The organism is Microbacterium arabinogalactanolyticum, assembly GCF_030268005.1.
Classification (GTDB): Bacteria; Actinomycetota; Actinomycetes; order Actinomycetales; family Microbacteriaceae; genus Microbacterium; species Microbacterium arabinogalactanolyticum.
The window spans coordinates 928,499-947,148 of record NZ_BRZC01000007.1; the positions used below are offsets into that span (position 1 = coordinate 928,499).

At 69.9% G+C, this 18,650-nt stretch carries 20 protein-coding genes; 16 read left to right on the forward strand and 4 right to left on the reverse strand.

Features of this window, described 5'->3' with window-relative positions:
- The first annotated feature begins 83 nt into the window (after positions 1–83).
- Both MIAR_RS15910 and MIAR_RS15915 read left to right on the forward strand, forming a co-directional pair.
- The gene (locus MIAR_RS15910) at positions 84–938 is read left to right on the forward strand and encodes a fumarylacetoacetate hydrolase family protein (RefSeq protein ID WP_285637927.1); all 855 of its coding nucleotides are present in this window, start codon (positions 84–86) and stop codon (positions 936–938) included.
- Positions 926–1,681, forward strand: a complete 756-nt coding sequence (locus tag MIAR_RS15915) for an SDR family NAD(P)-dependent oxidoreductase (RefSeq protein ID WP_285637929.1) — start codon at positions 926–928, stop codon at positions 1,679–1,681. The genes MIAR_RS15910 and MIAR_RS15915 overlap by 13 nt, the downstream gene beginning before the upstream one ends.
- An 89-nt stretch (positions 1,682–1,770) precedes the next feature.
- Here MIAR_RS15915 and MIAR_RS15920 read toward each other — a convergent pair whose 3' ends face one another.
- On the reverse strand, positions 1,771–2,649 hold the full coding sequence (locus MIAR_RS15920) for an amidohydrolase family protein (RefSeq protein ID WP_285637931.1): 879 nt from the start codon (positions 2,647–2,649) through the stop codon (positions 1,771–1,773).
- A 47-nt stretch (positions 2,650–2,696) separates the two neighbouring features.
- Between MIAR_RS15920 and MIAR_RS15925 the strand changes: the two genes are divergently transcribed.
- On the forward strand, positions 2,697–3,377 hold the full coding sequence (locus tag MIAR_RS15925; protein ID WP_285637932.1) for a FadR/GntR family transcriptional regulator: 681 nt from the start codon (positions 2,697–2,699) through the stop codon (positions 3,375–3,377).
- A 30-nt stretch (positions 3,378–3,407) separates the two neighbouring features.
- On the opposite strand, the gene MIAR_RS15930 is transcribed toward MIAR_RS15925, so the two are convergent.
- Positions 3,408–4,064, reverse strand: a complete 657-nt coding sequence (locus MIAR_RS15930) for a transaldolase family protein (RefSeq protein ID WP_285637934.1) — start codon at positions 4,062–4,064, stop codon at positions 3,408–3,410.
- A gap of 113 nt (positions 4,065–4,177) precedes the next feature.
- Here MIAR_RS15930 and MIAR_RS15935 point away from each other — a divergent pair, with 113 nt between their 5' ends.
- From MIAR_RS15935 to MIAR_RS15965, 7 genes are all read left to right on the forward strand, one after another.
- Complete coding sequence (locus MIAR_RS15935; protein WP_285637936.1) at positions 4,178–5,122, forward strand: ribokinase; 945 nt, start codon at positions 4,178–4,180, stop codon at positions 5,120–5,122.
- Between the two features lie 8 nt (positions 5,123–5,130).
- On the forward strand, positions 5,131–5,529 hold the full coding sequence (gene rbsD / locus MIAR_RS15940; RefSeq protein WP_285637938.1) for a D-ribose pyranase: 399 nt from the start codon (positions 5,131–5,133) through the stop codon (positions 5,527–5,529).
- A gap of 5 nt (positions 5,530–5,534) precedes the next feature.
- Positions 5,535–6,308, forward strand: a complete 774-nt coding sequence (locus MIAR_RS15945) for a GntR family transcriptional regulator (protein ID WP_285637940.1) — start codon at positions 5,535–5,537, stop codon at positions 6,306–6,308.
- Between the two features lie 55 nt (positions 6,309–6,363).
- Positions 6,364–7,440 carry a hypothetical protein gene (locus MIAR_RS15950; protein WP_285637942.1) on the forward strand — a complete coding sequence of 359 codons (1,077 nt, stop codon included), beginning with the start codon at positions 6,364–6,366 and terminating at the stop codon, positions 7,438–7,440.
- Positions 7,441–7,471: 31 nt separating this feature from the next.
- Positions 7,472–8,524, forward strand: a complete 1,053-nt coding sequence (locus tag MIAR_RS15955; protein ID WP_285637944.1) for a PLP-dependent cysteine synthase family protein — start codon at positions 7,472–7,474, stop codon at positions 8,522–8,524.
- A gap of 32 nt (positions 8,525–8,556) precedes the next feature.
- On the forward strand, positions 8,557–9,066 hold the full coding sequence (locus MIAR_RS15960) for a glycine cleavage system transcriptional repressor (RefSeq protein WP_285637946.1): 510 nt from the start codon (positions 8,557–8,559) through the stop codon (positions 9,064–9,066).
- A gap of 78 nt (positions 9,067–9,144) precedes the next feature.
- Positions 9,145–10,533, forward strand: coding sequence for an FAD-binding oxidoreductase (locus MIAR_RS15965; RefSeq protein WP_285637948.1), 1,389 nt, complete (start codon positions 9,145–9,147; stop codon positions 10,531–10,533).
- Between the two features lie 39 nt (positions 10,534–10,572).
- Here the strand turns inward: MIAR_RS15965 and MIAR_RS15970 are convergent, their stop codons facing one another.
- Positions 10,573–11,253 carry a FadR/GntR family transcriptional regulator gene (locus MIAR_RS15970; RefSeq protein WP_285637950.1) on the reverse strand — a complete coding sequence of 227 codons (681 nt, stop codon included), beginning with the start codon at positions 11,251–11,253 and terminating at the stop codon, positions 10,573–10,575.
- A gap of 164 nt (positions 11,254–11,417) precedes the next feature.
- Between MIAR_RS15970 and MIAR_RS15975 the strand changes: the two genes are divergently transcribed.
- Genes MIAR_RS15975 through MIAR_RS15990 form a run of 4 tightly spaced genes read left to right on the forward strand, consistent with a single transcriptional unit; the run spans position 11,418 to position 15,856 of the window.
- Positions 11,418–12,653 (forward strand): aminotransferase class V-fold PLP-dependent enzyme, encoded by a 1,236-nt coding sequence (locus MIAR_RS15975; RefSeq protein ID WP_285637952.1) that lies wholly within the window; start codon positions 11,418–11,420, stop codon positions 12,651–12,653.
- Between the two features lie 42 nt (positions 12,654–12,695).
- Positions 12,696–14,009: an ABC transporter substrate-binding protein gene (locus tag MIAR_RS15980; protein WP_285637954.1), complete on the forward strand. Its 1,314-nt coding sequence runs from the start codon at positions 12,696–12,698 to the stop codon at positions 14,007–14,009.
- Positions 14,010–14,012: 3 nt separating this feature from the next.
- Complete coding sequence (locus tag MIAR_RS15985) at positions 14,013–14,951, forward strand: carbohydrate ABC transporter permease (RefSeq protein WP_285637956.1); 939 nt, start codon at positions 14,013–14,015, stop codon at positions 14,949–14,951.
- Positions 14,948–15,856 (forward strand): carbohydrate ABC transporter permease, encoded by a 909-nt coding sequence (locus tag MIAR_RS15990; protein ID WP_285637958.1) that lies wholly within the window; start codon positions 14,948–14,950, stop codon positions 15,854–15,856. The genes MIAR_RS15985 and MIAR_RS15990 overlap by 4 nt, the downstream gene beginning before the upstream one ends.
- 54 nt (positions 15,857–15,910) lie before the next feature.
- Here MIAR_RS15990 and MIAR_RS15995 read toward each other — a convergent pair whose 3' ends face one another.
- On the reverse strand, positions 15,911–16,924 hold the full coding sequence (locus MIAR_RS15995) for an aldo/keto reductase family protein (RefSeq protein WP_285637960.1): 1,014 nt from the start codon (positions 16,922–16,924) through the stop codon (positions 15,911–15,913).
- 58 nt (positions 16,925–16,982) lie between these two features.
- On the opposite strand from MIAR_RS15995, the gene MIAR_RS16000 reads away from it, so the two are divergent.
- Positions 16,983–17,642: a response regulator transcription factor gene (locus MIAR_RS16000; RefSeq protein WP_285637962.1), complete on the forward strand. Its 660-nt coding sequence runs from the start codon at positions 16,983–16,985 to the stop codon at positions 17,640–17,642.
- Positions 17,639–18,631: a sensor histidine kinase gene (locus MIAR_RS16005; protein WP_285637964.1), complete on the forward strand. Its 993-nt coding sequence runs from the start codon at positions 17,639–17,641 to the stop codon at positions 18,629–18,631. Before MIAR_RS16000 ends, MIAR_RS16005 begins: the two co-directional genes overlap by 4 nt.
- Positions 18,632–18,650: the final 19 nt, after the last annotated feature.

The following is an 18,650-nucleotide window of genomic DNA, read 5'->3' on the forward strand; positions in this document are numbered from 1 at the left end:
CTTGGAGTGTAAACATCCGATGTCTATACTGTCAACGGCGGGGTCGCGTCAGCACCCGCTGTCGATCCAGGAGAAGGAGAACCATGAAGTTCGCGCGACTCGGCGAGACAGGAAGCGAGATCCCCGTCGTCATCGACGAGGGTCGCACCTTCGATCTGCGTCCGGTGACATCCGATGTGAACGGCGAATTCCTGGCATCCGATCCCGTCGGACGGACGCGAGCCGCGCTGGACGCGGGCACTCTTCCCGAGCTGGCGGACGCGGACGCCCTGCGCATCGGCGCCCCCATCGCTCGGCCGAGTGCGGTGATCTGCATCGGCATGAACTACGCCGCGCACGCCGCGGAGTCTGGTTCCGAGCCGCCCACCATCCCGATCCTGTTCCTGAAGACGCCGAACACCGTGGTGGGCCCCAACGACGCCGTCACCATTCCGCGCGGCAGCGAGAAGACCGACTGGGAGGTCGAGCTGGGCGTCGTGATCGGCACCCGCACCGCCTACCTGGACTCGCCGGAGGAGGCGGATGCCCACATCGCCGGCTACGTGCTCGCGAACGACGTGTCGGAGCGCGACTTCCAGATGGCCGTGTCCGGCGGGCAGTGGTCCAAGGGCAAGATCGCCGCGGGCTTCAACCCCACCGGACCCTGGCTGGTGCCGGCATCCGAGGTCGACTCGACGAACCTCCGCCTGCGCAGCTGGGTCAACGGGGAGCCGCGCCAGGACTCGAACACCAGCGACCTGATCTTCGACGTGCGCACGATCGTGCACCACCTGTCGCAGTACGTCACGCTCGAGCCGGGCGACCTGATCCTCACCGGCACCCCGCAGGGCGTCGCCCTGTCGGGGCGCTTCCCCTACCTGAGCCCCGGCGATGTCGTCGAGGTCGAGATCGACGGCCTGGGTCGTCAGAAGCAGGAGTTCGTGGCATGGGCGCGCTGAGTCTCGAAGGCCTGGTGGCGATCGTCACCGGCGGAGCATCCGGAATCGGTGCGGCGGTCGCGCGCCGCCTGCACGAGGAGGGCGCGCAGATCGCCGTCCTCGACCGCGACACGTCCGGAGCGGATGCCGCATTCGCGGCGTTCACGGCCGACGTCTCCGACCGCGCGTCCGTCGACGCCGCCGTCGCGGCGGTCGCGGAGCGGTTCGGCCGCATCGACATCGTGATCAACAACGCCGGCATCGGCGCACAGGGCGATGTGACCGCGAACGACGACGACGAGTGGGCCCGCGTGCTCTCCATCAACGTCACCGGCATCGCGCGCGTGACCTCGGCAGCCCTGCCCTGGCTGCGGAAGTCGCCCTCGGCGGCGGTCTGCAACACGGCATCCATCGCCTCCACGACCGGCCTGCCGCAGCGCGCGCTGTACTCCGCATCGAAGGGCGCGGTCTCCGCGCTGACCAGGGCGATGGCCGCCGACCACCTGCGCGAGGGCATCCGCGTCAACGCCGTGAACCCCGGCACCGCCGACACCCCGTGGGTCGGGCGCCTGCTGGACTCGGCCGCCGACCCTGCCGCCGAGCGCGCGGCGCTGAACGCCCGCCAGCCGCACGGCCGCCTGGTCTCCCCGGACGAGGTCGCCGGCGCCGTGCTCTACCTGGTCTCGCCCGCTTCGGGCTCGACCACCGGCACGTTCATCGAGGTCGACGGCGGCATGGCCGCCCTGCGCCTCCGCGCCGAGTAGTCCGCTCCCGTTCGAAGGGCCGTCCCGCATCCGCGTGGCGGCCCTTCGGCGTTCGGGCAGGGTCTGGCCGCGGCCGGTCCGCGCGAGTGTCAGCGGATGCCGTAGAAGGTCAGCGCATTCGACCAGAACAGCGCCTCAGCATCCAGGCCACGCAGCGCCGCCCAGTCGGCGACCGTGCGGAACCAGCGCTGACGGGAGCCCACCACGTACGCCCCGCCTGCCAGGCGACCGGCGTCGATCGAAGACACCGGCCAGTCGCTCCCCCACATCAGCCGCTCGGGCCCGAACGCGTCGAGCGCGGCATCCAGGAACGGCTGCATCTGGGCATCCGTCCACACCCCACCGGATTCGGCGGGCAGGCCGGACAGCTTGCAGAACACCTGCGGATGCTGCGCCAGGGCGCCCAGATCGCGCAGCCAGTCCGGGGTGGGCACGATCGGCGACGACGCCGAACCCACCGCGGGCTTGCCGACGTGGTCGAGCACGATGGGAAGGTCCGGGACGGATGCCGCGAGCGCCGCCACATCCGGAAGCTGGTGAGCCCGCACGCAGGCGTCGAAGGTCCAGCCGCGGCGTGCGACCTCCCGCGCGCCGCGCTGGAACGACGACGTCAGCGCGAAGCCGTCCGGTTCGCCCTGCAGCAGATGCCGCACACCGACGACCCGATCGAAATCGCTCAGCGCGTCGAGCTGCTCATCCGTCGCCGCGCCGCGATCCAGCCGCGCCCCGGCGACGATCGCCACCACTCCCGCGGCGAGCGCGATCGAGTCCACCCAGCGCACCTCGTCGAGGGACTGCGACTCGATCGGGTCGGCCTGCACGAAGATCGCGGCCTCCTCCGAGACGCCGTCGAGCTGCTCCTCGTAGATCTCCTCCTCGGCGAAGCGCCAGGCCAATGGACCCTCGAGCCACTCGTAGGTGAGGACCTCCGGGTCCCACAGGTGCAGGTGGGAATCGATGACGCGCATGTCACCATCCTGCCGGAAACATCGGATGGCTGTGCGAAGATGTGGCCATGGCAGTCACGGATGAGGCGATCGAGAAGATCAAGGCGATGATCGTCACGGGCGAGCTCGGCCCCGGCGACCGGCTCCCGCCCGAGAAGGAGCTCGCGGAGCGGCTCGGCCTGTCGCGCAACTCCATGCGCGAGGCCGTCAAGGCGCTCGAGGTCATCCGGGTGCTCGACGTGCGCCGCGGTGACGGCACCTACGTCACCAGCCTCGAGCCGCATCTGCTGCTGGAGGCGATCAGCTTCGTCGTCGACATGCACGACGACAGCTCGCTGCTCGAGCTGTTCGCGGTGCGGCGGATGCTGGAATCGCAGGCCACGGGCCTCGCGGCAGGCAACGCCACCGAGGAGCAGGCACAGGGCCTCCTGGACGAGATCGGCTCCGTCGACGCGGATGCCGTCAGCATCGACGACCTCGTCGCCCACGACATCCGCTTCCACGGCTCCATCGTGCGCCTGGCCGGCAACGACTACCTGGCGAGCCTGATCGACGGGCTCAGCAGCCAGACGATCCGCGCGCGTGTGTGGCGCGGGCTGACGGAGCAGGGGGCCGTGGACCGCACGCTGTCCGAGCATCTGGCCATCGCCGAGGCGATCGCCCAGCACGACTCGGCGCTGGCGACCTCGCTGGCCACCGCCCACGTCGCCGGCGTGGAGCGCTGGCTGCGCCAGGCGGCGAACGCCTGACGCCCTGTCGGCCCCGTACGACCGGAGCTGTCAGGCGCCCAGGCGCCCCATCGCGGCGTCGAACTCGGCGGCGGAGGAGTCGCTCACGGGATCGTGCAGCAGCGCGTCGAGCACATCGGGCGCGGCCGTGAAGTACGGCACGCCCGCGAGCCGCAGCTCGACGATGTCCTGCGGTGAGCGCAGGCTGGCGGCCAGCACGTTCGTGTCGGTGCCCTCGCACACGGCCTGCATCCGGGTGATGAGATCGGCGCCGTCGAGGCCGGCATCGCGCATCCGCCCGAGGTAGGGAGCGATGTACCGCACCCCGATGCTCGCGCAGGCGAGCGCCTGTGCCACGGAGTAGACGGCCGTCACCAGCACCGAGGCGCCGTCGCGGACCAGGGCGGACGCCGCTGCGAAACCCTCAGCCGTGGCGGGGACCTTCACGGCGACCCGCTGCCCGAGTTCGAGGATGCCGGCGGCGTTGTGCAGGAACGCGTCCCGGTCTCCGCCCCAGGTCTGGAAGAACACCTCCCGCGCGCCCTCCTCGACCCATCGTGCGTACAGCGACGGGATCTCGGATGCCATGCGTCCGCCGCGCTCGAGGATCGTCGGGTTCGTCGTGACGCCATGCACGACACCCGCGGCGAGCAGTCGACCGACCCGCTCGGTGTCGGCGCTGTCCACGTACAGCCGGGGCGCGGTCATCCGGTCTCCTCTCCTGGCCCGGTGACGGGCAGCCCGAGAACCTGTCACTACAGGTCACTCTGCCGATAATGTAATGACAGCGTCCATCTGAAGTCAAAGACGATCGGGAGAACATGACCAACGACCAGCCCGCCCGCACCGGCGTCGTGATCGTCGGAAGCGTGACCGCTGACGTGACCACCTTCTCCCAGCGCCTGCCCGCTCGCGGCGAGACCATCCTCGGCGACCAGTTCACGCTGCTGCTCGGCGGCAAGGGCGCGAACCAGGCCGTCGCCGCGGGCCTGGCCGGAGCCCGCACGAGCTTCGTCGGCTGCGTGGGGGACGACCTGTTCCACGACCTCATCGTCGACGGGCTCAGCGGCGCGGGTGTCGACCTCACCCACCTGCGCACCGTCCCGGGCCCCACCGGCATCGCGCACATCCGCGTCGACGCCTCGGCGCAGAACGACATCGTGATGGTTCCCCTGGCGAACGCTCAGCTCAGCGCCGAGCAGATCGACGCCGCACTCGAGGCGCTCGCCCCGACCACCTCCGTGCTGCTCACGCAGTTGGAGACGCCGGCATCCCTCACGCTGCACATCACCCAGCGCGCACGCCAGCTGGGCATGACCGTGGTGCTCGACCCCGCACCCGCGGCGACGCTGGACGCCGAGGTGTGGCGCAGCATCGACATCGTCACCCCCAACGAGACCGAGGCCACGCTCATCAGCGGGATCGAGGTCACCGACGCCGCCTCCGCGGAGGAGGCCGGTCGCTGGTTCCTGGCCCAGGGAGTGGGCTCGGCCGTGATCACCATGGCGGAGAAGGGCTCCTGCGTGGTGACCGCCGAGGGCACCTCGTTCATCGAGCCCATCCCCGTCGAGCCGATCGACACGACCGCCGCCGGCGACGCGTACGCCGGGTACCTGGGAGCCGCCCTCGCCGAGGGCTGGACGCTCGCCGATGCCACCCGCCTCGCCAGTGCCGCCGGGGCCATCGCCGTGACCCGCCAGGGCGCCTCGCCGAGCCTGCCCCGACGCACCGAGGTCGACGCATTGCTGGCCGCGCAGCAGAACTAGGAGGAGCCATGCGCAAGACGTCCACCACGATCAACCCGGCCCTGTCACGGGTGATCAGCGAGACCGGCCACACCGATCTGATCGTCGTGACGGATGCCGGGCTGCCGATCCCGCCCGGGTCCGAGCGGATCGATCTGGCATACCGCCCCGGCGCCCCCGCGTTCTTCGACGTGCTCGACACGGTGCTCGCCGAGATGGTCGTGGAGGGCGCGACGGTCTCCGCCGAGGTCGCCGAGGCCAGCCCGCACGTGCTCGACGCGCTGCGCGAGCGGCTCCCCGGCATCGAGATCGAGCTGGTGCCGCACGTGGAGTTCAAGCAGCGCACACTTGCCGCGCGCGCCTTCGTGCGCTCCGGCGAGTTCACGCCCTACGCCAACGTGATCCTGCACGCCGGCGTCGCATACTGAGGAGCATGATGACCACGGGGGGAATCGACCGGCTCTCGGCCACACCCATGTACGACCAGCTGCGGCAGCTGATCATCGACCACATCGAGCAGGACGGCCTGCACCCGGGTGATCCGCTGCCCGGCGAGCACCGGCTGTGCGAGCAGTACGGGATCTCGCGCACGGTCGTGCGTCAGGCGCTCGCGCAGCTCGAGCACGAGGGCCTCGTCGAACGGGTCAAGGGCAAGGGCACCTTCGTCGCGCGCCCGCGCACCAGCGAGTCGCTGGTGCACACGCTGGTCGGCCTGTACGACGAGGTCGCGAGCCGCGGCGGTCACGTGCACAGCGACATCCTCCGGCACGAGACCATCGAGGCGGATGCCGAGGTCGCGGCCGCCCTCGAAGTGGAGGAGGGATCGCCGATCGTGGTGCTGACGCGTCTGCGTCACGTCGACGGCGACGCCTGGTCCCTTTCCACGACGTGGATGCCGGAGGCCGTGGGCGCGGTCACCCTGGGCGAGGATCTGCACGAGACCTCGCTGTACCGGCTGCTCGAGGAGCACGGGATCGTCGCGACCAGCGGCGTGCGCTCCGCCGAGGCGACGGTCGCCACCCACGAGCAGGCCCAGCTGCTGGGTGTGAGTGCCGGGTCGGCGCTGCTGCGTCTGCGCAGCGTGAGCCGCGACGCGTCCGGCACCCCGATCGAGTTCTTCATCGCGCACCATCGCGGCGACCGCTCGCGCTTCGAGTTCCAGCTCGGCCCGGAGGCCTCGCGCGGGTCGCTGGTCCGCATCCCCTGAGCCGGGCAGCGGATATTCTCTGAGTCGACACGCGATCGAGGGGGAGACGACGATCATGCGCGAGGAAGACGCACCTGCGTCGGGGGCCGGATACCCGGTGATCCCGCCTGCACCGCCAGAGCCGACGGATGCCGCGCGCACGGCGCCCCCGGGGATGCCGACCGCGCCGCCCTACGGCGCATCCGCCGACGGCGCTCCGGTCCCCGCGCCGCCCACATGGGGTGCCGCCCCACCCACATGGGGCGCCGCGCCGGCGCAGCCCTACGGCCTCCCCGCCGTGCCCGCACCGCCGTACGCGACACAGCCATACGGCGCGCAGGCCGCACCGCCATACGGATCGCAGCCGTACGGATCGCCGGTCGCGCCACCCTACGGCGCCCAGCCGGCACGGTCCTACGGCTCACAACCCGCGCAGCCCTACGGCCTGCCGTCCGGACCGCCGTACGCACCGCAGCCCGCGCCGGGGCGCGGTGCCACACAGCCCGGAAACCCCGCCCCGCAGTCGTACGGCCTGCCGCCGACCCCGGTCTGGGGCGGGCAGCCTTCCCCCGCGACGCCGGCAGCCTCCGGACCGGGCCATCAGCCCGAGCAGGCCTCTCAGCGCTGGCTCACGGCCGTGATCGTCGGCGGGATCGTCGTGGGCGTCGCGATCATCTTCGTGCTCATCCGGATGCTGCTCGTCGGCCCCGCCTACCTGTTCGACTTCAGCTCGGGCCCGGCGCCCGCATCGACGTCGGATTCGGACACGACCGCCACCGGCTCCGGAGAGGACCCGGCTGACGGCGCAGGCTCCTCCACGGGTTCGGCCGCCACGATCGGCGACGAGCTGCAGGCGAAGCTCGATGAGTACCGCACGGCGCGCGACGACGGGTCGCTCTGGCAGAAGATCCCCGACGACGAGTTCAACCGCACGGCGGTGACCGCGTTCCTGTACATCGTCACCGATCTGAAGGCGGCGACGATCTGGGGCGTGACCGACGAGCAGGCCCGGGAGTACACCGCGAAGGTCGCCGAAGTCGAGGCGAAGCTGCTCGCCCAGCAGCCGCTCGGCGAGGACATCCACATCGAACTCGAGACGCGCACGTTCGACTACGACGGCTCCACGGGCGAGGGCGGCTACACGGACAACTGACCCGATCGGAGCGCCCCGCTACGCTCGAAGCATGAGTGAATGGGTCAGTTCCGCCATCCGGGTCCTGGAAGCGGATGCCAACCGCTCCGCCGACACGCACCTGCACCTGTTCCCGCTGCCCGCCGACTGGGGCATCGACCTGTATCTGAAGGATGAGTCGGTGCATCCCACCGGCTCACTCAAGCACCGCCTCGCCCGCTCGCTGATCCTCTACGGCCTGGTCAACGGACTGATCGACGAGGGCACGACCCTGGTGGAGTCCTCCAGCGGGTCGACCGCTGTGAGCGAGGCGTATTTCGCGCGGATGCTGGGGCTCGACTTCATCACCGTCGTGCCGCGCTCCACCAGCCAGGAGAAGATCGACCTCATCGAGTTCTACGGCGGCAACTGCCACCTGGTCGAGAGCGCCGACCAGATCTCCCCCGAGGCTCGCCGGCTGGCAGCCGGCTGCAACGGCCACTATCTCGACCAGTTCACCTACGCCGAGCGCGCCACCGACTGGCGCGGCAACAACAACATCGCCGAGAGCGTGTTCAGCCAGCTCGCCGAGGAGCGGCACCCGATCCCCCGATGGATCGTGGTCGGTGCGGGCACCGGCGGCACCAGCGCCACGTTCGGCCGTTACGTGCGCTACCGTCGCCACGCCACGCAGGTGGCCGTGGTCGACCCGGAGGGCTCCGCGTTCTACGCCGGCTGGAAGGGCGACGCGGATGCCGCAGGCAGCCCGTCCCGGATCGAGGGCATCGGCCGCCCGCGCGTGGAGGCCTCGTTCGTGCCGAGCGTGATCGACGAGATGATCCAGGTGCCGGATGCCGCGTCGGTCGCCGCCATCCGGCTGCTGCGCGAGCGCACCCTGCACTGGGCCGGCGGCTCGACCGGCACCAACCTCTATGGCGCCTTCGAACTGATCGGCCGGATGCACGACGCCGGCGAGACCGGCAGCGTCGTCACGCTGATCTGCGACGGCGGCGCCCGCTACGCCGAGACCTACTACTCGGATGGCTGGGTGGCCTCGCAGGGCTGGGACCTGGCCCCGCACCGCTCGCGCATGGAGGCCTTCCTGGCCGGAGGCGCCTGGTCCTGACAGGACGACGGCCTCGCGACTACAGTGAGCGCATGACCACGCTCATCCTCACGGTCGCGGGAGCGGATCGCCCCGGACTCGTCTCCGCCGTCGCCGATCTCACGGGCGCCTACGGGTGCAACTGGGAGAACAGCAGCCTCGCCGAGCTCGCCGGGACCTTCGCCGGCGTCATCCAGCTGACCGTCGCGGACGATCGCGTCGACGAGCTGCGCGACGCCCTGCGCGGCCTCGACGGGATGCTCGCGGTGACCGTCAGCACCGGATCGGACGCGACCACGGCGCCCGAGGAGCGGCACGTGTCCGTCACGGTGCTGGGCGATGACCGCCCCGGCATCGTCCGCGAGGTGTCCGGCGTGCTCAGCGCGCACGCGCTCAGCATCCGCAGCATGACCACCGAGACCCGCGACGCCGCCATGGCCGGCGGGCGGCTGTTCGAATCCGCCGTGACGGCCTCGGCACCGGCATCCGCCGATCTGGATGCCCTGCGCGCCGACATCGAGAGGCTCACGCACGACCTGCAGGTCGACATCAGCATCCTGTGACCGCGCTGCCGTCACCCCGCATGTGCCACAGTTGTGGGAGCGCCGCCGAGGTGGGTGGCGGGAATGCCGAGGATGCCCATGTCCGATGACCGCGACGCGCGCGTGATCTCCGCCCTCATCGCCGCACTGCCGGACGGCTCCGTCATCACGAACCTCGACTCCCTGCAGGCGTACCGGCGCGACCGCGCGGAGGATCCGGATGCCGGCACCCCGCTCGCCGTGGTGCGTGCGACCACCACGGAGGACGTGCAGGCGGCCGTGCGCATCGCCGCGCAGGAGGGGGTCGGAGTGATTCCCCGCGGAGCCGGCTCGGGGCTGTCGGGCGGATCGTCCGCCGTCGACGGGGCCATCGTGATCTCGCTGGAGAGGATGCGGGAGATCCGCATCGCCCCCGCCCTGCAGATGGCCGTGGTGCAGCCGGGCGCCTTCAACGCGGAGGTCAAGGCGGCGGCATCCGAGCACGGCCTCTGGTACCCGCCCGATCCGTCGTCGCAGGAGTTCTGCTCGATCGGGGGCAACATCGCCACCAATGCCGGCGGACTGTGCTGCGTGAAGTACGGCGTCACCACCGACTACGTGCTGGGTCTGACGGTCGTGCTCGCGGACGGACGCGCGATCACGCTCGGCGGGCCGCGGCTGAAGGATGTGGCCGGGCTCTCGCTCACCAAGCTGTTCGTGGGCAGCGAGGGCACGCTCGGGATCGTGACGGAGGCGACCCTGCGGCTCGTCCCGGCGCAGCGCACGCCGACCACGCTCGTCGCGATGTTCCCGACCGTCGAGGGCGCGATCAGGGCGGTGGTCGACATCAAGGCCGCCATGCGCCCGTCGATGCTGGAGTTCATGGACCGCGTCACCATCAACGCGGTCGAGGACATGATGCGGATGGATCTCGACCGGGAGTCGGCGGCGATGCTCATCGTGCAGTCGGACGAGTCCGTCGAGGTGGCGGCTGCGCAGATCGAGGCCATCGAGCAGACCTGCGGGCTGCACGGGGCATCCGAGGTGTACGCGACCAGCGATCCGGACGAGAGCGAGGCGCTCATCGAGGCGCGGCGGCAGGCGATCCCAGCGGTGGAGAAGCGCGGGGCGCTGCTGCTGGAGGACGTCGGCGTGCCGCTGCCGCACCTGGGCGATCTGATCGACGGCATGCGCGCGATCGCCCAGGCGCGCGGCGTCGAGATCGCCGTGGTCGCCCATGCCGGAGACGGAAACACGCATCCGCTGATCGTGCTGGACCCGACGGATGCCGAGCAGCGCGCCAACGCCGACCTCGCCTTCGGGGAGGTGATGGCGCTCGCGATCGAGCTGGGCGGCACGATCACCGGCGAGCACGGCATCGGGCGGCTCAAGCAGCCCTGGCTGGCCGACTACCTCGGCGACGACGTGCTGGAGCTGAACCTGCGCATCAAGAAGGCGCTCGACCCGCAGAACATCCTCAACCCGGGCGCGATGTTCGGGCCTCTGTGACGACGCCCGGCAGAGGGGCATCCGAGTCGCGGGACCGGGTCAGCTGAGCGCCGAGTTCTTCTTGACCCAGTACTCCGTGTAGGCGACGTGCGCCGAGGCCGCGGACGACGCGGCGACCGGATCCCCGTCCGTCAGCCCGCGCAGGATCGCACGATGGCCGGCATCGGAGTGCAGCTTGAGCTCCGCCGCGTCCTCGGAGTTCGCCATGCGGTATGAGCGGGAGCGCGATCTGAGCACATCGATGAGGCTGGTGAGCGCGTCCTGACCCGCCACGCGCGCGATCGTCATGTGGAACTCGTGGTCGATCCGGGACTGCTCGTCGAAGTCCGTCGTCGCCTCGTTCTCATCGAGGAGTCGCTCCAGCTGTTCCAGGGTGTCCCGGTCGATCCGGGATGCCGCGAGGGCCGTGACATGGGGCTCGAGCGCTCTGCGCAGCTCGGTCAGCTCCAGCACGCCCTCCATGGGCAGCAGTCCGACGGTCAGAGAGAGGCTCCTGATGAGGTCGGCGGCGCGGAGATCGCCGACATAGCTGCCGGAGCCGTGCCGGGTCTCCAGCACCCCGAGAGCGGCGAGCATCCTGATCGCCTCCCGCAGCGACCCGCGCGAGACTCCCAGCTGCTCGCACAGCTCGCCCTCACTGGGCAGCCTGTCGCCGGGCCGCAGCGTGCCGTCGGCGATGAGCGCACGCAGGCCGTGCAGTGCCGTGTCGAGCGCGCTCATGCGTGCCCCTCTCCCCTCGAGCCGGACTCCTGAATTCTGACGGATTTCACCCCTCCTCCATATTTGTATAACAACTTTTGACTTCTGGGCAGACTTCCCTCGCATTCCGGCGACGATTGTGGCAAGGTTGTGCAACAACTTGCTGTAATGACAGATGAGGACCAATGACGGACACCCCCGTTGCCGCCCCACTCCGGCTGAACTCCTTCGCCCGTGCGCGTGATGCGTGGCCCCTGGATCCGAGCATCATCCACCTCAACCACGGCTCGTTCGGCGCCGTGCCGACCCCGGTCGTCGCACACCAGGACGAGCTCCGCCGCCGGGCCGACCGCAACCCGGTGGAATGGTTCCCGCGCATCGGCGAGCGCGTGCGCGCGGCCCGGGAGCGCACCGCGCCGTTCGTCGGTGCCCGCCCCGAGGACAGCGTCTTCGTCCCGAACGCCTCCGCAGCGGCGACCGTCGTCTACAACGCCCTGCGCCTCGAGGCGGGCGACGAGATCCTCGTCACCGACCACGGGTACGGCGCGGTCACCATGGGCGCGCAGCGCCTGGCCCGCCGCTTCGGCGCACAGGTCCGCACGGTCGGTATCCCGCTGTCCGCCTCCGACGATGAGGTCGTGCAGCTGTTCGCCGAGGCCCGCACCGCGCACACCCGGCTCATCGTTGTGGATCAGATCACGTCCCCCACCGCCCGCCGTCTCCCCACCCGGCGCATCGCCGAGGATGCCGCGCCGCACGGCATCCGCACCCTCGTCGACGGCGCGCACGCACCCGGCCTCATCCCGGATGCCGCCGTCGCCGGCGGCGGCGACTGGTGGTTCGGGAACATGCACAAGTGGCCGTGCGCCCCGCGCGGCTCGGCGCTGCTGGTCACCCAGGCGCACGACCGCCAGGAGCTGTGGCCGCTGATCGACTCGTGGGGAGCGCCCGAATCGTTCCCGGGCCGCTTCGACACGCAGGGCACGATCGACGCCACCACGTACCTCAGCACGCCCGCGGCGATCGACTTCATCGAGCAGGAGATCGGCTGGGCGACCGCCCGCGAGGCGATGACAGGCATGGCGGACGCCGGCGCGGAGGCGATCGCCGAGGCATTGCGCCCGTACAGCGACACCGATCCGCTGACGCCGCTCCCCTCGCCGGTGCCGTCGATGCGCCTGATCCGCCTCCCCCAGGGCCTGGGCGCCACACGCGAGGACGCCGACGAGCTGCGCATGCAGCTGCTGGACGAGGTGGGCGTCGAGACGGCGTTCACCAGCTTCCGCGGAGTCGGCTACTACCGCCTGTCGGTGCACCTCTACACCGAGACCTCCGACTTCGAGGCGTTCGTCGAGCGGTGCGTGCCGCAGCTGCTCCGGCGGGCCGGCATCGGCATCCGCTCCTCGGCATCCATCTCCTGACAAACAGACGCAACATCCCACACCCCGATTGAGAGGCACAACATGAAGAAAAGGATCCTGACGGTCGCCGCGGGCATCGGCACCGTCGCCGCCCTCGCCCTGACCGGCTGCTCATCCGGAGGCGCCCCCGCCACCGACGGCTCCGTCACGCTGCAGATGGTCGAGAGTCTGACGAACCCGGCCCGCACCAAGCTGATCCGCTCGATGCTGGACGACTTCCAGAAGGAGAACCCGAAGATCAAGGTCAACCTGGTCTCGCCTCCCACCGAGCAGGCCGACCAGAAGATCCAGCAGATGCTGCAGTCCGGTCGCGGCGTCGACGTGCTCGAGGTCCGCGACATCACGGTCGGGCCGTTCTCGAACAACGGATGGCTGTACGACCTGAAGAGCGACCTCGACAAGTGGGACGGCTGGGGCGACCTGACCGACAACGCCAAGTCCGCATCGGTCGCCGAGGACGGCAAGACCTACTTCGTTCCCTACGGCTTCTACGGCCTGTCGCTGTTCTACCGCACCGACCTGGTGAAGCAGGCCGGCTTCGACGGCCCGCCGCACAGCTGGACCGACCTGCTCGAGCAGGCGTCCAAGATCCAGGACCCGGGCAAGAACATCTACGGCTACGCGTTCCGCGGCGGCCAGAACGCCAACAGCAACGTGGTCGCCGCCATCGAGGCGTACACGATCGACGACCTCAACGTCGATGACGCGTTCCTGCTGAAGGACGGCAAGACGATGTTCTCCGCCCCGGAGGCGCAGCAGGCGGTCGACGACTACTTCGACCTGTTCAAGAAGGCCTCACCGCCCTCCGCCGTCTCCTGGGGCTACCCCGAGATGGTGGCGGGCTTCACCAACGGCTCGACCGCGTTCCTCCTGCAGGATCCCGAGGTGATCGCCACCGTGCAGTCCTCGTCGCTCAAGGCCGACCAGTGGGACACCGCCCCGCTTCTCGTGGGCCCCAGCGGCAAGGCCGCCCAGCCGCTGGCCGTCGCCGGGTGGGGCGTCGCACAGAAGAGCGCCAACAAGGAGGCCGCGACCAAGCTGGTCGAGTTCCTCTCGTCGAAGGAGCCCGCCACGAAGTTCGCCCAGGCGAACAGCCTGGTGCCGATCATCGCATCCGCTGCGGATGACGACTTCTACAAGACCGGCCCCTGGAGCAGTTACGTCACCATGACGAAGGACCCGGAGACCTACGTCAACGTGCGTCAGCCCCGCGGCGTCAGCTGGTGGACCGAGTGGATCCAGAAGTCGGACCAGGACGTGCAGAAGGTGCTGCTCGGCAACATGTCGACGAGCGAGCTGCTGAAGTCCTGGGACGAGTTCTGGACGGAGAAGTACGCGTCCCAGAAGAAGGGCTGAGTCGTGACGAGCACGCACTCGAAGGGAGGCTCCGTCGGCACGGCCGGCGGGGCCTCCCGGCGCCGTCCGTTCCGCTCCCGGCAGGCGCTGACGCTGCTGGCGTTCATGCTGCCCGCGATCGTGTTCGTCTGCTGGTTCACGTACTGGCCGATGCTCCAGGGCGCACGGATGGCGTTCCACGACTGGAACCTGTGGGATCTGACCTCCACACCGTGGGTCGGGTTCGACAACTTCGTCGCGGTCTTCCAGGATCCGCTGTTCCCGCAGGTGGCGTGGAACTCGGTGCTCTGGGTGGTCGGCTCCCTGGTCCCCCAGCTGGTGATCGGATTCCTGATCGCGCTCGCGCTGCGCAAGCGGTTCCGGTTCCGCGGCCTCTACCAGGCGCTGGTGTTCTTCCCCTGGGCGGTGTCGGGATTCCTGATCGGGATGCTGTTCCGCTGGATGTTCAACGCCGAGTTCGGCGTCGTCAACGACCTGCTCATGAAGGCCGGTCTCATCGCGCAGCCGCTGCCCTGGCTGGCCGACCCCAAGCTGGCGATGTTCGCGGTGATCACCGCCAACATCTGGTACGGCGTGACGTTCTTCGCCATCATGATCCTGGCGGCTCTGCAGTCGGTGCCCGACGACGTGCTGGAGGCTGCGAGCCTCGACGGCGCCGGCAAGGCCCGTCAGCTGTTCTCGATCATCATCCCGTACATCTCGGTCACGCTGATGCTGACGATCCTGCTGCGGGTGATCTGGATCTTCAACTTCCCGGACATCATCTGGGCGATGACCAACGGCGGGCCTGCCAAGCAGACGCACATCATCACCACCTGGATGATCGACTACACCCAGCAGGGCAACTACGGCATCGCGAGCGCGATCGGACTGGTCGTCGTCGCCATCCTGTTCGTGTTCTGCGCGTTCTACCTGGTCGCGATGAGGAAGGTGCAGCGATGACCTCCACGATGACGTCTCCGATCAACGCGACACGGCGCCTGACCGTGCCGAACCCGGCATCCGCTCCCCGCGGTCCACGCACGGTGACCGTCGGCGGCGTGGTGCGCGTCGTCGGGCTGGCGCTCTGGCTGATCATCACGCTGTTCCCGCTGTACTGGATCGCGCTGACCTCGTTCAAGGCGCCGGGCACGATCAATCGCTACCCGATCGAGTACTGGCCGAGCGAGCCATCCCTGGCGAACTACGTGAGCCTGTTCCAGGACAGCGCCTTCGGGGTCTTCCTGGGCAACTCCGCACTGGTCGCGCTGACCGCCGGGGCCGTGGCCACGCTGATCGCGCTGCTGAGCGCCTACGTGATCGCACGTTTCGAGTTCCGCGGCAAGGGCGCGGTGCTGATCGCATTCCTGCTGACGCAGATGATCCCGGCGTTCATCGCACTGGGACCGCTGTACTCGATGATGAGCGACCTGGGCCTGGTCGACACCAAGCCCGGCCTGATCCTGGTGTACATCGCGATCTGCATCCCGTTCTCGACGGTCATGCTGCGCGGCTTCTTCGAGAACGTGCCGGACGCGCTCGAGGAGGCGGCGATGATCGACGGATGCTCGCGCCTGGGCGCACTGTTCCGGGTGCTCGTCCCGGTGATGACGCCGGGCATCATCGCCGCGTTCATCTTCAACTTCGTGAACTGCTGGAACGAGCTGTTCCTGTCGGTGGTGCTGATGAACACCGACGAGAACCGCACGGTGCCGTCGGCGCTGAACGGCTTCATCTCGACGTTCAACATCGACTGGGGCTCGATGTCGGCGGCGGCCGTGCTGACCATCCTGCCGACCATGCTGATGTTCGCTCTGGCGAGCCGGTGGATCGTGGCCGGACTGACGTCGGGCGCCGTGAAGGAGTGATGCAGGACTGCCCGGGGGCGCTTCAGGCGAAGCACCCCCGGGCAGTCGGATGCCTCAGACCAGGCGCTCCTTCGGGGAGACCGTGTAGGTGTCCTCGGGGTCGTCGAACACCACGCCGGCGAGCGCGGTGTCGATGGCGGTCATCACCTCGGCGTCCAGCTTCACGCCGGAGGCCTTGACGTTGTCGGCGAGCTGCTCGGGACGCGAGGCGCCGACCAGGGCCGCGGCCACGTTCGGGTTCTGCAGCACCCAGGCGATCGCGAGCTGCGGCATCGTCAGGCCCGCCTCGGCCGCGATCGGCTTGAGGTTCTGCACGGCCGCGAGGATGTCGTCCTGCAGGAAGCGCTGGATGAAGTGCGCACCCGAGTGCGGGTCGGTGGCGCGCGAGCCGTCCGGCACCGGCTGACCGGGCAGGTACTTGCCGCTGAGCACGCCCTGCGCCATCGGCGACCAGACGATCTGCGAGATGCCCAGCTCCTCCGAGGCGGGCACGACCTTGCCCTCGATCACGCGGTGCAGCATGGAGTACTGCGGCTGGTTCGAGATGAGCTGCACGCCCAGCTCGCGGGCCAGCGCGTGGCCCTCGCGCAGCTGCTCGGCGGTCCACTCCGAGACGCCGATGTACAGCGCCTTGCCCTGGCGGACCACGTCGGCGAAGGCCTGCATGGTCTCCTCGAGCGGGGTCTCGTGGTCGTAGCGGTGCGCCTGGTACAGGTCGACGTACTCCACGCCGAGGCGCTGCAGCGAGCCGTCGATCGAGTCGCGGATGTGCTTGCGGCTCAGGCCGGTGTCGTTCGGGCCCTTCGGGCCGGTCGGGAAGTACACCTTGGTGAAGATCTCGAGGCCTGCGCGGCGCTGACCGGCGAGCGCCTTGCCGAGCACGACCTCGGCTGCGGTGTTGGCATAGGTGTCCGCGGTGTCGAACGTGGTGATGCCGGCATCCAGCGCGGCGTGCACGGTGGCGACAGCGGCATCGTCACCCACCTGCGAGGCGTGCGTGACCCAGTTGCCGTAGGTGATCTCCGAGACCTTGAGACCGCTGTTGCCGAGATAGCGATAGTTGACCATGGGACAACGCTATCCCCCTCCCAGCATGGCAAGGGCCGTGCTCTGTCACACTGTTCCCATGTCCACCCTGCCGCGGCTGCTGTACGTCGAGGACGAGGCCGAGACCGCCGCGATCGTCGTGGAGGTGCTCTCGGACGAGTACCTCGTCGACCACGCGCGCACGGGCGAGCACGGGCTGGAGCTCGCGCTCGGACAGCGGTACGACGTGATGGTCGTCGACCGGCGCCTCCCCGGCATGACGGGTGCCGAGCTGCTGCAGGCCGTGCGCACCGCCCACATCACCACCCCGGCCATCATGCTCACCGCACTGGGCACAGTGGCCGACCGGGTGAGCGGCCTGGATGCCGGGGCCGACGACTACCTGCTCAAACCCTTCGACTTCGACGAGCTGCGCGCCCGGCTGCGCGCACTGATGCGCGGGCGAGGGCCTGGCACGCGCCGGGAGATCGGCGACTGGCTGTTCTCCACGACCTCCCTGGTGCTCTACGGTCCCGACGGCGGACGCGTGCCGCTCACTCAGGCCGAGGCCGATCTGCTCGAGCTGCTGACCTCCAGCCCCGAGCACGTGTTCTCGCGCGAGGAGATCGTCGCGAGCCTCTTCCCGGGCGGCTCGGCGGGCACCGTCGACGCCTACGTGCACTACATCCGCCGCAAGACGACCCCCGAGATCATCGACACAGTCCGCGCACGCGGCTATCGCAGCGGGATGCCGCGATGAGCGCCCGCACCGACCACGCCGTCGCCGCCGATCGCGCGCGAGTGCAGCGCTCCGCGCTGCGCACGGGCCTGTGGGTCGGCATCGCATCCGCTGCCGTGGTGACCGCGGTGACGGCCACGATCATCACCGCGCTTCTCACCGCGAGCCGGCCGGGCCCGCGCTCGCACGGCCGGCCAGGCGAGCCGCTCGGCGATCGCATCCTCGACCTCGACGACGTACTGCCCGTCGTGATCGCGATGGGCGTGATCGGAGTGCTGCTGCTGGGCGTCATCGCATGGTACGCGTCGCGCCGGGCATCCGAGCCCCTCGCCGAGGCCCTCGGCGTGCAGCGCGCCTTCGTGGCGGATGCGAGTCATGAGCTGCGCACGCCGCTCACCACCTTGAACAGCCGCATCCAGCTGGCGGAGCACCGGCTGCGACAGGGCGAGGACGTCGGACGGGTGCTGGCCGACATGCGCGCGGATGCCGCGGTGATGGATGCCGTGCTCACGGATCTGCTGCTGGCGGCCGAGACCGCAGGAGGCCGGGAATCGGATGCCACGGCCTCGGCCTCGGTCTTCGAGTCCTTGCAGGACGCCGCCGCCCTGATCGCTCCGCGGGCCGCCGAGCGCGGCGTGCGTGTCGACGTGCAGGCGCCCGCGGATCTGCAGGTGGCCGCCGAGCAGACGGCGCTCATGCGCGCCGTGATCGCCCTGCTCGACAACGCCGTGCGGTACAGCCCGGACGGCACGAGCGTGCAGCTGACCGCGGTCGCATCGGGGCGGCAGGCGCAGATCCGAGTCGCCGATCACGGTCCGGGGCTCGGCGACATGGACCCGGAGCGCGTCTTCGAGCGGTTCGCCCGGTCCACGGCGTCCACCGAGCGACGCGGGTTCGGGCTGGGCCTCGCCCTGGTGCGCGACGTCGCGAACCGATTCGGCGGCTCGGTCGAGGTGGAGCGCACCTCCCCTGCCGGGACGACCTTCCTGCTGACGCTTCCGCGAGCCTGACGACGCCCAAACGGGCCGC

What these genes read in the sequence shown, in the direction of transcription:
- MIAR_RS15910 (WP_285637927.1), top strand. Translation starts at nt 84, where the DNA reads ATGAAGTTCGCGCGACTCGGCGAGACAGGAAGCGAGATCCCCGTCGTC.
- MIAR_RS15915 (WP_285637929.1), top strand. Translation starts at nt 926, where the DNA reads ATGGGCGCGCTGAGTCTCGAAGGCCTGGTGGCGATCGTCACCGGCGGA.
- MIAR_RS15920 (WP_285637931.1), bottom strand. Translation starts at nt 2,649, where the DNA reads ATGCGCGTCATCGATTCCCACCTGCACCTGTGGGACCCGGAGGTCCTC.
- MIAR_RS15925 (WP_285637932.1), top strand. Translation starts at nt 2,697, where the DNA reads ATGGCAGTCACGGATGAGGCGATCGAGAAGATCAAGGCGATGATCGTC.
- MIAR_RS15930 (WP_285637934.1), bottom strand. Translation starts at nt 4,064, where the DNA reads ATGACCGCGCCCCGGCTGTACGTGGACAGCGCCGACACCGAGCGGGTC.
- MIAR_RS15935 (WP_285637936.1), top strand. Translation starts at nt 4,178, where the DNA reads ATGACCAACGACCAGCCCGCCCGCACCGGCGTCGTGATCGTCGGAAGC.
- rbsD (WP_285637938.1), top strand. Translation starts at nt 5,131, where the DNA reads ATGCGCAAGACGTCCACCACGATCAACCCGGCCCTGTCACGGGTGATC.
- MIAR_RS15945 (WP_285637940.1), top strand. Translation starts at nt 5,535, where the DNA reads ATGATGACCACGGGGGGAATCGACCGGCTCTCGGCCACACCCATGTAC.
- MIAR_RS15950 (WP_285637942.1), top strand. Translation starts at nt 6,364, where the DNA reads ATGCGCGAGGAAGACGCACCTGCGTCGGGGGCCGGATACCCGGTGATC.
- MIAR_RS15955 (WP_285637944.1), top strand. Translation starts at nt 7,472, where the DNA reads ATGAGTGAATGGGTCAGTTCCGCCATCCGGGTCCTGGAAGCGGATGCC.
- MIAR_RS15960 (WP_285637946.1), top strand. Translation starts at nt 8,557, where the DNA reads ATGACCACGCTCATCCTCACGGTCGCGGGAGCGGATCGCCCCGGACTC.
- MIAR_RS15965 (WP_285637948.1), top strand. Translation starts at nt 9,145, where the DNA reads ATGTCCGATGACCGCGACGCGCGCGTGATCTCCGCCCTCATCGCCGCA.
- MIAR_RS15970 (WP_285637950.1), bottom strand. Translation starts at nt 11,253, where the DNA reads ATGAGCGCGCTCGACACGGCACTGCACGGCCTGCGTGCGCTCATCGCC.
- MIAR_RS15975 (WP_285637952.1), top strand. Translation starts at nt 11,418, where the DNA reads ATGACGGACACCCCCGTTGCCGCCCCACTCCGGCTGAACTCCTTCGCC.
- MIAR_RS15980 (WP_285637954.1), top strand. Translation starts at nt 12,696, where the DNA reads ATGAAGAAAAGGATCCTGACGGTCGCCGCGGGCATCGGCACCGTCGCC.
- MIAR_RS15990 (WP_285637958.1), top strand. Translation starts at nt 14,948, where the DNA reads ATGACCTCCACGATGACGTCTCCGATCAACGCGACACGGCGCCTGACC.
- MIAR_RS15995 (WP_285637960.1), bottom strand. Translation starts at nt 16,924, where the DNA reads ATGGTCAACTATCGCTATCTCGGCAACAGCGGTCTCAAGGTCTCGGAG.
- MIAR_RS16000 (WP_285637962.1), top strand. Translation starts at nt 16,983, where the DNA reads ATGTCCACCCTGCCGCGGCTGCTGTACGTCGAGGACGAGGCCGAGACC.
- MIAR_RS16005 (WP_285637964.1), top strand. Translation starts at nt 17,639, where the DNA reads ATGAGCGCCCGCACCGACCACGCCGTCGCCGCCGATCGCGCGCGAGTG.